Annotated in this window: 10 protein-coding genes; 6 read left to right on the top strand and 4 right to left on the bottom strand. The window is 64.1% G+C overall.

Annotated features, from left to right (window positions below):
• Positions 1–2 precede the first annotated feature (2 nt).
• Positions 3–539, bottom strand: a complete 537-nt coding sequence (locus tag PRtIB026_RS12395) for an ATP-dependent zinc protease (protein WP_110738108.1) — start codon at positions 537–539, stop codon at positions 3–5.
• A gap of 285 nt (positions 540–824) precedes the next feature.
• Between PRtIB026_RS12395 and PRtIB026_RS12400 the strand changes: the two genes are divergently transcribed.
• The 6 genes from PRtIB026_RS12400 to prpD all read left to right on the top strand — a co-directional run bounded on the left by PRtIB026_RS12400 (position 825) and on the right by prpD (position 9455).
• Positions 825–1541 (top strand): GntR family transcriptional regulator, encoded by a 717-nt coding sequence (locus PRtIB026_RS12400; RefSeq protein ID WP_203647361.1) that lies wholly within the window; start codon positions 825–827, stop codon positions 1539–1541.
• The gene (gene prpB / locus PRtIB026_RS12405; RefSeq protein WP_203647360.1) at positions 1538–2428 is read left to right on the top strand and encodes a methylisocitrate lyase; all 891 of its coding nucleotides are present in this window, start codon (positions 1538–1540) and stop codon (positions 2426–2428) included. The genes PRtIB026_RS12400 and prpB overlap by 4 nt, the downstream gene beginning before the upstream one ends.
• 161 nt (positions 2429–2589) lie before the next feature.
• Complete coding sequence (gene prpC, locus PRtIB026_RS12410; protein ID WP_203647359.1) at positions 2590–3717, top strand: bifunctional 2-methylcitrate synthase/citrate synthase; 1128 nt, start codon at positions 2590–2592, stop codon at positions 3715–3717.
• 165 nt (positions 3718–3882) lie between these two features.
• Positions 3883–6471, top strand: coding sequence for a Fe/S-dependent 2-methylisocitrate dehydratase AcnD (acnD, locus tag PRtIB026_RS12415; RefSeq protein ID WP_203647358.1), 2589 nt, complete (start codon positions 3883–3885; stop codon positions 6469–6471).
• A gap of 150 nt (positions 6472–6621) precedes the next feature.
• Positions 6622–7812: a 2-methylaconitate cis-trans isomerase PrpF gene (prpF, locus tag PRtIB026_RS12420; protein ID WP_203647357.1), complete on the top strand. Its 1191-nt coding sequence runs from the start codon at positions 6622–6624 to the stop codon at positions 7810–7812.
• A 158-nt stretch (positions 7813–7970) separates the two neighbouring features.
• Positions 7971–9455: a 2-methylcitrate dehydratase gene (gene prpD, locus PRtIB026_RS12425; RefSeq protein ID WP_267813858.1), complete on the top strand. Its 1485-nt coding sequence runs from the start codon at positions 7971–7973 to the stop codon at positions 9453–9455.
• Between the two features lie 126 nt (positions 9456–9581).
• Here the strand turns inward: prpD and PRtIB026_RS12430 are convergent, their stop codons facing one another.
• The 3 genes from PRtIB026_RS12430 to acnB form a co-directional block, all read right to left on the bottom strand.
• The gene (locus PRtIB026_RS12430) at positions 9582–10427 is read right to left on the bottom strand and encodes an IS3 family transposase (protein WP_324256565.1); all 846 of its coding nucleotides are present in this window, start codon (positions 10425–10427) and stop codon (positions 9582–9584) included.
• Positions 10424–10783: a transposase gene (locus tag PRtIB026_RS12435; protein WP_075043813.1), complete on the bottom strand. Its 360-nt coding sequence runs from the start codon at positions 10781–10783 to the stop codon at positions 10424–10426. Before PRtIB026_RS12435 ends, PRtIB026_RS12430 begins: the two co-directional genes overlap by 4 nt.
• A gap of 106 nt (positions 10784–10889) precedes the next feature.
• Positions 10890–13499, bottom strand: coding sequence for a bifunctional aconitate hydratase 2/2-methylisocitrate dehydratase (gene acnB / locus PRtIB026_RS12440; protein ID WP_203652677.1), 2610 nt, complete (start codon positions 13497–13499; stop codon positions 10890–10892).
• Positions 13500–13887: the final 388 nt, after the last annotated feature.

Raw genomic sequence — 13887 nt, forward strand, 5'->3', positions numbered from 1 at the left:
AATTACTCTGCTTTGGGAGCTTCGGTGGCGCAGGCAGGTTTGCCGGCCGCGTATTTAAGGCTTGGGTCGACCAGCGCACCGAAGTGCTTGAGGGCCTCGGAACCGATCAGCAGCGGGAACTGGAAGGCGCTGCGGTCGGTGAGGTTGACCTCGATGGTGCGTCGTGTCTGGCCCATGCAGATGTCGAGTTCGATGACCGGGCGGGCAGTGTAGGCCTTGCCCGAGTCGGCATCATAGTCCCCGGCGCGGCGCTTGATCTTGCTGACGCGGGCCAGGGGGCGTTCGATGGGGTGCTTGTGCGCGGCGTCGATGGCCAGGTAGAAGCGCACCCAGCTCTCGCCGTTGCGCTTGAAACGCTTGATGTCGCGGGCGCTGAGCGAGGCGGTCTTGGCGCCGGTGTCGAGCTTGGCCGCCACTTCCAGGTCAAGGTCGCCCAGGCGGGCGTATTCGTTCAGGCCGTACACGGTCTTTTCGGCCGCGGGCGCGAGCGCCGGCAGCAGGGTCAGGCAGAGCAGCAATAAAGCGGGTTTGAGTCTCATAATCCTGGCGCGGTGCTGTGCAGGTTTCAGGGCAAGGCGACTGGCCAAGCGTCCTCATTGATCTGTCAACAACATGAAATGATGACAGACACACTATCCATGCTCCCGAAGGAGCGCGGCATTCTATCACGCCGGTGTGTTGACGCCAGCGCGCCCGCGATCTGACCGCATCAGCGCGGGGTAAGTTCGTTATTAGACGATTGTCGACAATATTCTTTTTGTCTTTGACTCCACTTCTCTATTTGGCTAGTTTTGGCGTCACTGATTTTGAAGGTGTCGACAATCATGCTGGACACAGCCCCGGCCACCACGCTGCCCCACGACGAGACCGAGACCCTCTCGGAGCACGTCTTCCGGCGCATCCAGGCCGCCATCGTCAAGGGCGAGATCGCCCCTGGCAGCAAGATCTCCGAGCCGGAGCTGGCGCGCACCTACGGCATCAGCCGCGGCCCGCTGCGCGAGGCGATTCACCGCCTGGAGGGCCAGCGCCTGCTGGTGCGCGTGCCCCATGTCGGCGCCCGGGTGGTGTCGCTCAGCCATGCCGAGCTGATCGAACTGTACGAAATCCGCGAATCCCTTGAAGGCATGGCCTGCCGACTGGCCGCCGAGCGCATGAGCCAGGCGGCCATCGACGAGCTGCGCCACGTGCTCGACACCCACGAGCGCGACGCCGCGTTCCAGGCCGGGCAGGGCTACTACCAGCAGGAAGGCGACTATGACTTCCACTACCGGATCATCCAGGGCAGCGGCAACCAGACCCTGTACAAGATGCTCTGCGGCGAGCTGTACCAGCTGGTGCGCATGTACCGCATCCAGTTCTCCAGCACGCCCAACCGTCCGCGCCAGGCCTTCGCCGAGCACCACCGCATTCTCGATGCCATCGAAGCTCGCGACGGCGAACTGGCAGAACTCCTGATGCGTCGCCACATCGGCGCATCCAAACGCAATATCGAGCGCCACTACCAAGGTGCCGACAACAATAGCCCACGAGGTGAGTCATGACAGTGAAGAACACGCCCGGCCAGCGTTTCCGTGACGCGGTCGCCGCCGAACATCCGCTGCAGGTGGTCGGGACCATCAACGCCAACCACGCCCTGCTGGCCAAGCGCGCCGGCTTCAAGGCCATCTACCTGTCCGGCGGCGGTGTCGCCGCCGGCTCCCTGGGCCTGCCGGACCTGGGCATCAGCGGCCTGGACGACGTGCTCACCGACGTACGGCGCATCACCGACGTGTGCGACCTGCCGCTGCTGGTGGATGTCGACACCGGTTTCGGCGCCTCGGCCTTCAACGTCGCCCGCACCGTCAAGTCGATGAGCAAGTTCGGCGCTGCCGCCATTCATATCGAGGACCAGGTCGGCGCCAAGCGTTGCGGCCACCGCCCGAACAAGGAGATCGTCTCGCAGCAGGAGATGGTCGACCGCATCAAGGCCGCCGTCGACGCCCGTACTGACGACAGCTTCGTGATCATGGCGCGCACCGACGCGCTGGCAGTGGAGGGCCTGAACGCCGCCCTGGACCGCGCCGCGGCCTGCGTCGAGGCCGGCGCCGACATGATCTTCCCGGAAGCCATCACCGAGCTTTCGATGTACAAGACCTTCGCCGACCGGGTAAAGGCGCCGATCCTGGCCAACATCACCGAATTCGGCGCCACGCCGCTGTACACCACCGAGGAACTGGCCTCGGTCGACGTGTCGCTGGTGCTGTACCCGCTGTCGGCCTTCCGCGCCATGAACAAGGCGGCCGAGAACGTCTACACCGCGCTGCGCCGCGACGGCACCCAGAAGAACGTGATCGACACCATGCAGACCCGCATGGAGCTCTACGATGCCATCGGCTACCACGCCTTCGAGCAGAGCCTCGATGCGTTGTTCGCGCAGAAAAAAGGGTAAATGAATACCTGTGCCGGCCTCTTCGCGGGTAAACCCGCTCCCACAGGTCTCAGAGATTGCGCCAAACCTGTGGGAGCGGGTTTACCCGCGAAGAGGCCGGCACAGGCAAACCGATTAGCCAGAAAAGACTTCGATAACAAATTCAAGAAAGGAGAAACACCATGGCCGAAGCAAAAGTACTCAGTGGCGCGGGCCTGCGTGGCCAGGTGGCGGGCCAGACCGCGCTGTCGACCGTCGGCCAGGCCGGCGCCGGCCTGACCTACCGCGGCTATGACGTGCGCGACCTGGCCGCCGGCGCCGAGTTCGAGGAAGTCGCCTACCTGCTGCTGTACGGCGAGCTGCCGAGCAAGGCCGAGCTTGCCGACTACAAGCGCAAGCTCAAGGGTCTGCGCGACCTGCCGCAAGCGCTGAAGGAAGTGCTTGAGCGCATCCCGCGCGACGCCCACCCGATGGACGTGATGCGCACCGGCTGCTCGGTGCTCGGCACCCTGGAACCGGAACTGACCTTCGACGCCCAGCGCGAGAAGACCGACCGTCTGCTGGCGCTGTTCCCGGCGGTGATGTGCTACTGGTACCGCTTCACCCACCACGGCGTGCGCATCGACTGCACCAGCGACGAGGACACCCTCGGCGGCCACTTCCTGCACCTGCTGCACGGCAAGAAACCGAGCGCGCTGCACGTCAAGGTGATGAACGTCTCGCTGATCCTCTACGCCGAGCACGAGTTCAACGCCTCGACCTTCACCGCCCGGGTCTGCGCCTCGACCCTGTCCGACCTGTACTCCTGCGTGACCGCCGCCATCGGCTCGCTGCGCGGCCCGCTGCACGGCGGCGCCAACGAGGCGGCGATGGAACTGATCGAGCGCTTCCAGACCCCGCAGGAGGCCACCGCCGAGCTGCTGCGCATGCTCGAGCGCAAGGACAAGATCATGGGCTTCGGCCACGCCATCTACAAAGAGTCCGATCCGCGCAACGAGGTGATCAAGGGCTGGGCCAAGCAGCTTGCCGACGAAGTCGGTGACACCGTGCTGTACCCGGTTTCCGAAGCCATCGACAAGACCATGTGGGAACAGAAGCGCCTGTTCCCCAACGCCGATTTCTACCATGCCTCGGCGTACCACTTCATGGGCATCCCGACCAAGCTGTTCACCCCGATCTTCGTCTGCTCGCGCCTGACCGGCTGGGCCGCGCACGTGTTCGAACAGCGCGCCAACAACCGCATCATCCGCCCGAGCGCCGAGTATGTCGGCGTCGAGCAGCGCCAGTTCGTGCCGATCGAGCAGCGTTGAGCTGAAGCCGCTGGGGCTGCCTTGCAGCCCTTTCGCGGCACAAGGCCGCTCCTACAGGGGGCGGCGCAACATCTGTAGGAGCGGCCTTGTGCCGCGAAAGGGGCGCGCAGCGCCCCCCGTGGCCTGACCTGCAGTCCGCATACCGTGACCGAGCCCGATAACGATATGAACACCGCATTCCGCAAGAACCTGCCAGGCACCGCCCTGGACTACTTCGACGCCCGTGCCGCGGTCGAGGCGATCAAGCCCGGCGCCTACGACGGCTTGCCATATACCTCCCGCGTACTGGCCGAAAACCTGGTGCGTCGCTGCGATCCGGCCACCCTCGACGCATCGCTCGAGCAACTGATCGAGCGCAAGCGAGACCTCGATTTCCCCTGGTTCCCGGCCCGCGTGGTGTGCCACGACATCCTTGGCCAGACCGCCCTGGTCGACCTCGCCGGGCTGCGTGACGCCATCGCCGACAAAGGCGGCGACCCGGCCGCGGTCAATCCGGTGGTGCCGGTGCAACTGATCGTCGACCATTCGCTGGCTGTGGAATGCGGTGGCTTCGACCCGCAGGCGTTCGACAAGAACCGCGCCATCGAGGATCGCCGTAATGAAGACCGTTTCCACTTCATCAACTGGACCAAGCAGGCGTTCAAGAACGTCGACGTGATCCAGCCGGGCAACGGCATCATGCACCAGATCAACCTGGAGAAGATGTCGCCGGTGATCCACAACGATCACGGCGTGGCCTACCCGGACACCTGCGTCGGCACCGACAGCCACACCCCGCACGTGGATGCCCTGGGTGTGATCGCCATCGGCGTCGGCGGCCTGGAGGCCGAGAACGTGATGCTCGGCCGCGCCTCGTGGATGCGCCTGCCGGAGATCGTCGGCGTCGAGTTGACCGGTCGCCTGGCGCCGAACATCACCGCTACCGACCTGGTGCTGGCGCTCACCGAGTTCCTGCGCAAGCAGAAGGTGGTCGGCGCATACCTGGAGTTCCACGGTGCCGGCGCCAGCGCGCTGACCCTGGGCGACCGCGCCACCATCTCCAACATGGCCCCGGAATACGGCGCCACTGCGGCGATGTTCGCCATCGACCAGCAGACCATCGACTACCTCAAGCTCACCGGCCGCGATGACCAGCAGGTGCAGCTGGTGGAGACCTACGCCAAGGCCACCGGCCTGTGGGCCGACAGCCTGGCCAAGGCCGAGTACGAGCGTACCCTGAGCTTCGACCTGTCGAGCGTGGTGCGCAACATGGCCGGCCCGTCCAACCCGCACGCCCGGGTGGCCACCAGCGACCTGGCGGCCAAGGGCATCGCCGGCCAGTGGGAAGAAGTGCCGGGGCAGATGCCGGATGGCGCGGTGATCATCGCCGCCATCACCAGCTGCACCAACACCAGCAACCCGCGCAACGTGATCGCCGCCGGCCTGCTGGCGCGCAACGCCAACAAGCTCGGACTGGTCCGCAAGCCATGGGTCAAGTCGTCGCTGGCGCCGGGCTCCAAGGCCGTGCAGCTGTACCTCAAGGAAGCAGGGCTGGAGCAGGAACTGGAGCAACTGGGCTTTGGTATCGTCGCCTTCGCCTGCACCACCTGCAACGGCATGTCCGGCGCGCTGGACCCGGTGATCCAGCAGGAGATCATCGACCGCGACCTGTACGCCACCGCCGTGCTGTCGGGCAACCGCAACTTCGACGGGCGCATCCACCCGTACGCCAAGCAGGCGTTCCTGGCTTCGCCGCCGTTGGTGGTGGCCTATGCCATCGCCGGCACCATCCGCTTCGATATCGAGAAGGATGTGCTGGGCGTGGTCGACGGCAAGGAGATTCGTCTGAAGGATATCTGGCCGAGCGATGAAGAGATCGACGCCGTGGTGCGCGCCTCGGTCAAGCCCGAGCAGTTCCGCCAGGTGTACATCCCGATGTTCACCATCGAGGAGGACAAGGGGCCGAAGGTCGCGCCGCTGTACGACTGGCGCCCGATGAGCACCTACATTCGCCGCCCGCCTTACTGGGAAGGCGCCCTGGCCGGTGAGCGCACCTTGCGCGGCATGCGCCCGCTGGCGGTGCTGCCGGACAACATCACCACCGATCACCTGTCGCCGTCCAACGCCATCATGCTCGACAGCGCCGCGGGTGAGTACCTGGCGAAGATGGGCCTGCCAGAGGAGGACTTCAACTCCTATGCCACCCACCGCGGTGACCACCTGACCGCCCAGCGTGCCACTTTCGCCAACCCCAAGCTGTTCAACGAGATGGTGCGCAAGGACGACGGCAGTGTGAAGCAGGGTTCGCTGGCACGTATCGAGCCGGAAGGCAAGGTGACCCGCATGTGGGAGGCCATCGAGACCTACATGCAGCGCAAGCAGCCGCTGATCATCGTTGCCGGTGCCGACTACGGCCAGGGCTCGTCCCGTGACTGGGCGGCCAAGGGCGTGCGCCTGGCTGGTGTCGAGGCCATCGTCGCCGAAGGCTTCGAGCGTATCCACCGCACCAACCTGGTGGGCATGGGCGTGCTGCCGCTGGAGTTCAAGCCGGGCACCGACCGCAAGACCCTGGGCCTGGATGGCAGCGAGACGTACGACGTGCTCGGCGAGCGCACGCCGCGGGCGACGCTGACCCTGGTGGTGACGCGACGCAACGGCGAGCGTGTCGAGGTGCCGGTGACCTGCCGCCTGGATACCGCCGAAGAGGTGTCGATCTACGAGGCGGGTGGCGTGTTGCAGCGCTTTGCCCAGGACTTCCTGGAAGGCGCGGCCTGAGTGAGCGGGGCCGCGTTGCGGTCCTTTCGCGGCACAAGGCCGCTCCTACAGAGAGACGCGCTCGCCTGTAGGAGCGGCCTTGTGCCGCGAAAGGGCTGCAACGCAGCCCCAGGGATGTTCGCCGAAACGAAAAGATCAGGAAGCACGACAATGGCCCACGTACCCCAAGTAAAAATCCCCGCCACTTACCTCCGTGGCGGCACCAGCAAAGGCGTGTTCTTCCGCCTCCAGGACCTGCCCGAGCAGGCGCAGATTCCTGGCCCGGCCCGCGACGCCCTGCTGCTGCGGGTGATCGGCAGCCCCGACCCGTACGGCAAGCAGATCGACGGCATGGGCGGCGCCACCTCCAGCACCAGCAAGACAGTGATCCTGTCTAAGAGCATCAAGCCCGACCACGACGTCGACTACCTGTTCGGCCAGGTCTCGATCGACAAAGCCTTCGTCGACTGGAGCGGCAACTGCGGCAACCTGTCCGCCGCGGTCGGCTCGTTCGCCATCAGCAGCGGGCTGGTCGATGCCGCGCGCATTCCGCGCAATGGCATCGCCACCGTGCGGATCTGGCAGGCCAACATCGGCAAGACGATCATCGCCCATGTGCCGATCACCGAAGGCGAGGTGCAGGAAACCGGCGATTTCGAGCTCGACGGCGTGACCTTCCCGGCCGCCGAGGTGCAGCTGGAATTCCTCGACCCGGCCGCCGACGAGGACGGTGACGGCGGGGCGATGTTCCCCACCGGCAACCTGGTCGACGACCTCGAGGTGCCGGGTGTCGGCACCTTCAAGGCGACCCTGATCAATGCCGGCATCCCGACCATCTTCGTCAATGCCGCCGATATCGGCTATACCGGTACCGAGCTGCAGGACGCCATCAATGGCGATGCTGCGGCATTGCAGCGTTTCGAGACCATCCGTGCCCATGGCGCGGTGCGCATGGGGCTGATCGAGCACATCGACCAGGCCGCCGGACGCCAGCACACGCCGAAGGTGGCGTTCGTCGCAGCGCCGACCGGCTATACCTCCTCCAGTGGCAAGGTTGTTGCCGCCGAGGATGTCGACCTGCTGGTGCGTGCGCTGTCGATGGGCAAGCTGCACCACGCGATGATGGGTACTGCGGCGGTCGCGATTGGCACTGCCGCAGCGATCCCGGGGACGCTGGTCAACCTTGCCGCCGGTGGCGGAGAACGAAGTGCCGTGCGTTTCGGCCATCCGTCCGGAACGCTGCGGGTCGGGGCCGAGGCGCGTCAGGTGGACGGGCAGTGGACCGTGACCAAGGCAATCATGAGCCGAAGTGCTCGGGTGCTGATGGAGGGCTGGGTGCGCGTGCCTGGCGATAGTTTCTAAGGCATCAGTGGCGTTCGGCTTTCGTTGGTTGGGGCCGCTTTGCGGCCCTTTCGCGGCACAAGGCCGCTCCTACAGAGGATTGCACTCTCCCTGTAGGAGCGGCCTTGTGCCGCGAAAGGGCTGCAGAGCAGCCCCGGCAATCCAGAAGGGAGCTGTATATGAGCGCAAACGTAGACCTCAACACCCGCCCCGACTACGACCAGGTCCTGCAGACCCTCGCCGACTACGTGCTCGGCTATCGCGTCGACTCGTCCGAAGCCCTGAACACCGCCCGCCATTGCCTGATGGACACCCTGGGCTGCGGCCTGCTGGCCCTGCGCTTCCCCGAATGCACCAAGCACCTCGGCCCGCTGGTCGAGGGCACCCTCGTTCCCCATGGCGCCCGCGTACCCGGCACCAGCTACCGTCTCGACCCGGTCAAGGCCGCCTGGGATATCGGCTGCATCGTCCGCTGGCTGGACTACAACGACACCTGGCTGGCGGCGGAGTGGGGCCATCCCTCGGACAACCTCGGCGGCATCCTGGCGGTCACCGACCACCTGTCGCAGAAGCGCGTGGCCATCGGCGAGGCGCCCCTGGTCATGCGCGAGGTGCTCGATGCCATGGTCATGGCCCACGAGATCCAGGGCGTGCTGGCGCTGGAGAACTCGTTCAACCGGGTCGGCCTGGACCATGTGCTGCTGGTCAAGGTCGCCTCCACGGCGGTCTGCGCCAGGCTAATGGGCGCCAATCGCGAGCAACTGCTGTCGGCGCTGTCCCACGCCTTCGTCGACGGCCAGGCCCTGCGCACCTACCGCCATGCGCCCAATGCCGGCTCGCGCAAGTCATGGGCGGCGGGGGATGCCTCCAGCCGCGGCGTGCGCCTGGCCGATATCGCCCTGCGCGGCGAGATGGGCGTGCCCGGCGCGCTGACCGCCAGGCAGTGGGGCTTCTACGATGTGTCGTTCAGCCACACCAACAAGGACCTGGCGCTCAAGCCCGAGCCGCTGCGTGAACTGCGCCTGCCGCAGCCGTTGGGCAGCTACGTGATGGAAAATGTGCTGTTCAAGATCAGTTTCCCCGCCGAGTTCCACGCCCAGACCGCCTGCGAAGCCGCGGTGACCCTGCATCCGCAAGTGCGCAACCGCCTGCACGAGATCGACCGGATCGTCATCACCACCCATGAGTCGGCAATCCGCATCATTTCCAAGGAGGGGCCGCTGGCCAACGCCGCAGACCGTGACCACTGCCTGCAGTACATGACCGCCGTGCCGCTGATCTTCGGCGAGCTGGTGGCCGAGCACTACGAGGATGCCTTCCATGCCGCGCACCCGAGCATCGACCGACTGCGCGAGAAGATGGTGATCGTCGAGGAGCCGCGTTTCAGCCGCGAGTACCTGGAGGCCGACAAGCGTTCCATCGCCAATGGCGTGCAGGTGTTCTTCAAGGACGGTTCGCACACCCCCCAGGTGGTGGTGGAGTACCCGATCGGGCATCGGCGGCGGCGGGAGGAGGGGATGCCGTTGCTCGAGGCCAAGTTCAGGGAGAACCTGGCGACGCGGTTTGCGCGGCAGCGTTGTGAGGCGATCCTGGATGTGTGCAAGGATCAGCAGACGCTGGAGGCCATGCCGGTGCACAGGTTCGTTGATCTGTTCGTTATCTGAGGCTGCCTGTTCCGGCCTCTTCGCGGCTAAAGCCGCTCCCACAGGTCTATCGTGATCTTGAAGAGTTCGGGTTTCCTGTGGGAGCGGCTTTGAACTGGTCAAGTAATTTTGGACACCGGTTAAGGTTCATGCCGCTGCCTTGAGCTTTTCCTCCATGGCTACTGGCGTTTCATAGCCGTTGTAGCTGTGGAGGCGCTTGAGGTTGTAGCGCATCAGATAAGCCTGGATATCCACTCGTGCCTGCGCTTCGGTCTCGTAACCCTCTGCCGGCACCCATTCTGATTTCAATGCTCCGAAGAATCGCTCCATGGCAGCGTTATCCCAGCATTGGCCTCGATGGCTCATGCTCTGGTTCAAGTTGTACTCATCGAGCGCGGCTCTGAATTTATGGCTGGTGTACTGACAGCCCTGGTCTGAATGAAACATTACGCCCGCCGGCCTACCCCGCGATTCAGCGGCCATGCGCAGGGCGTTACAAGCTAAGTTGGCATCTGCAATCATCGAGAATGCCCAACCCACTACGCGACGGGCATAGAGGTCAATCACGGCGGCTAGGTACAGCCAGCGCCTGCCAACCTGGATATAGGTCACATCGCCACACCAAACCTCATTGATCGCCGAAACCTTGAAATTGCGCTTCAGCTGATTCTCGGCGATCAACGCTTCTGCCCCTGATGACCGATAGCGGTGCGGCCTGCGCTGTTTGCACTTCAGGCCAGCTTCACGCATTAGCGCACGCACCTTGTATCGTCCTATTTCATGGCCTTCGTGCCGCAATTCCTGCGCCAGGGTTCGCGAGCCAGAAGCACTTCGCGATGCGTTGAAGTGCTTGATTACCAGCAGGCGTAGCGCATCTCTTGCCGGGTTTTCACGTCCTTGCCGTTTACGCCACGCATAGAAACTGCTGCGCTTAACCCCAAGCACGCGGCAGCAGTCGACAACAGGGTATTGCTCACTCAGCTCGTTGATCAGCGAGAACGATCTTTGGAGTCCCGAAGCAGGAGAGCACTGGCCTTTTTTAGGATTTCGATATCCCGATCCTTTTGCCGAACCAGCGCTTCGAGTTCTTCAATTCGTTGCTGCTCGGGTGTGATCGCTTTGGCTCCAGCCGGAACCTTACCGGCTCTCTCTTCACGCACCTGATCAACCCAGCGGCGAAGCGCGGTAGGGCCCAGCCCAAGGGCGGCACAGACCTCAGGAACTGACTGCCCACCGTCCAGCACCATTTCGGCAGCTTGGACTTTGTATTCTCTTGAATAAGATTTACGCACTGATTTTGCCTCCAATTGGGCGCCATCATAGCGCCCGATGAAGGTGTCCAAAATCATTAGGCCAGTTCACTTTAGCCGCGAAGAGGCCAGCAAAGCCAACACAAGCCAACAAAAAAGCCCCGGTATCGCTACCGCGGCTTTCGCTTACAACGTACTGCTCAGCTTACGCCTGAACCACCGGGATCTTGGCGTTGGCCGCCGCTTCGCGGAACTCGGCGATCTGGTCGAAGCTCAGGTAGCGGTAAACGTCGGCAGCCATGCTGTCGATGTCTTTCGCGTACTGCATGTACTCTTCGACGGTCGGCAGCTTGCCGATGATCGAAGCAACTGCAGCCAGCTCGGCCGAGGCCAGGTACACGTTGGTGGCGTCGCCCAGACGGTTCGGGAAGTTACGGGTCGAAGTGGAGACCACGGTGGAACCGGTCTGCACACGTGCCTGGTTACCCATGCACAGCGAGCAGCCTGGCATTTCCATGCGCGCGCCAGCCTTGCCGTAGATGCCGTAGTAGCCTTCTTCGGTCAGCTGGTGGGCGTCCATCTTGGTTGGCGGGGCCAGCCACAGACGGGTCGGGATACCACCCTTGACCTTGTCCAGCAGCTTGCCGGCGGCGCGGAAGTGACCGATGTTGGTCATGCACGAACCGATGAACACTTCGTCGATCTTCTCGCCCTGTACCGAGGACAGCAGGCGGGCATCGTCCGGGTCGTTCGGCGCGCAGAGCACAGGCTCTTTAACGTCGGCCAGGTCGATCTCGATGATCTCGGCGTATTCGGCATCGGCGTCGGCCGACAGCAGCTCAGGCTTGGCCAGCCAGGCTTCCATGGCCTGGGCGCGGCGCTCCAGGGTGCGGGCATCGCCGTAGCCTTCGCCGATCATCCAGCGCAGCAGGGTGATGTTGGACTGCAGGTACTCGGCGATGGCCTTCTCTGGCAGCTTGATGGTGCAACCGGCGGCGGAACGTTCGGCCGAAGCGTCGGACAGCTCGAAAGCTTGCTCGACGGTCAGGTCGTTCAGGCCTTCGATCTCCAGGATGCGGCCGGAGAAGGCGTTCTTCTTGCCTTTCTTCTCGACGGTCAGCAGGCCCTTCTGGATCGCGTAGTAAGGGATGGCATGGACCAGGTCACGCAGGGTGATGCCAGGCTGCAGCTTGCCCTTGAAGCGGACCAGGATCGACTCCGGCATGTCCAGCGGCATGACGCCGGTAGCGGCGGCGAAGGCCACGAGGCCGGAACCGGCCGGGAACGAGATGCCGATCGGGAAGCGGGTGTGCGAGTCGCCACCGGTGCCGACGGTGTCAGGCATCAGCATGCGGTTCAGCCAGCTGTGGATGATGCCGTCGCCCGGGCGCAGCGACACGCCGCCACGGGTGCGGATGAAGTCTGGCAGGGTGTGGTGGGTGGTGACGTCGATCGGCTTCGGATAGGCCGCGGTGTGGCAGAACGACTGCATCACCAGGTCGGCGGAGAAGCCCAGGCACGCCAGGTCTTTCAGCTCGTCGCGGGTCATCGGGCCCGTGGTGTCCTGGGAGCCGACGGTGGTCATCTTCGGCTCGCAGTAGGCACCTGGACGCACGCCCTGGCCTTCCGGCAGACCGCAGGCACGGCCGACCATCTTCTGCGCCAGGGTGAAGCCCTTGGTCGAAGCGGCAGGCTGCTCGGGTTTCTTGAACAGGTCGGAAGCACCCAGGCCGAGTTCGGCACGGGCTTTCTCGGTCAGGCCACGGCCAACGATCAGCGGAATACGGCCGCCGGCGCGGACTTCGTCGAGCAGTACTTCGGTCTTCAGCTCGAAGCTGGTGACCAGTTCGTCGCTGCCATGACGGCGTACTTCACCTTTGAACGGGTAGACGTCGATGACGTCGCCCATGCCCAGGTTGGTGCAGTCGAACTCGATCGGCAGGGCGCCGGCGTCTTCCATGGTGTTGTAGAAGATCGGGGCGATCTTGGTGCCGAAGCAGAAACCACCGGCGCGCTTGTTCGGAACAAACGGGATGTCGTCGCCGAAGAACCACAGCACCGAGTTGGTGGCGGACTTACGCGAGGAGCCGGTACCGACCACGTCACCGACGTAGGCAACCGGGAAGCCCTTGGCCTTGACCGCTTCGATCTGGGCCAGCGGGCCGACCGAACCTGGCTGCGAAGGCTCGATGCCGTCGCGGGCCATCTTCAGCATGGCCAGGGCGTGCAGCGGGATGTCAGGGCGCGACCAGGCATCCGGGGCAGGGGACAGGTCGTCGGTGTTGGTTTCGCCAGGCACCTTGAACACGGTCAGGGTGTACTTGTCGGCGATCGCCGGACGGCTGGTGAACCACTCGCCGGCAGCCCAGGACTCCAGCACGGCCTTGGCGTGGGCGTTGCCCGCCTTGGCTTTTTCGGCCACATCGTGGAAGGCATCGAACATCAGCAGGGTGTGCTTGAGCTGTTCGGCCGCGACGGCGCCCAGTTCGGCGTCGTCCAGCAGCGCGACCAGCGTTTCGATGTTGTAGCCGCCCTGCATGGTGCCGAGCAGCTCGGTGGCGTGCTTGCGGTCGATCAGCGGGGACTTGGTTTCACCCTTGGCGACGGCGGAGAGGAAAGCGGCCTTGACGTAGGCGGCTTCGTCGACTCCTGGCGGAACGCGGTTGGTGATCAGGTCTACGAGGAAGGCTTCTTCGCCGGCCGGCGGGTTTTTCAGCAGCTCGACCAGGCCTGCAGTTTGTTCGGCGTTCAGCGGCTGGGGCACGATACCCAGAGCGGCACGCTCTTCGATGTGTTTGCGGTAGGCTTCAAGCACAGTTATTACCCTCATCAGTGGTCCCTAAAGGGAGTCCGGGACGCTCATCCAGCATTCCATGCACCCATGCGCTCAAGACGGCTTTTTGAGCCGGCAAGCCAGGGTCGCAGAGAATCCTTACAGAAGCTGCTTTCAAAGTTTTACGCCTGTAGAACGGAAGGCTGATGAGGGGTTGGCCATGGCCATGCGCGCTTGCATGGACAGGGCCAACGCCGTTCTACCGGATGAACTGTGCTCGTGACGCTTTGAAAACAGCTTCCAACGGACATTGTTGCCTTGAAAAGGCGGAGTGATTCTACGGCAAAAATAAGCCGAAAGTAAGGCGGCGAAGATGACTTTAACGGGTGACCCTGGTTAGACAAAGGGCTAACATGAACCGGTGTTCCAC

This window comes from Pseudomonas sp. RtIB026 (assembly GCF_016861355.2).
Taxonomy (GTDB): Bacteria; Pseudomonadota; Gammaproteobacteria; order Pseudomonadales; family Pseudomonadaceae; genus Aquipseudomonas; species Aquipseudomonas peradeniyensis.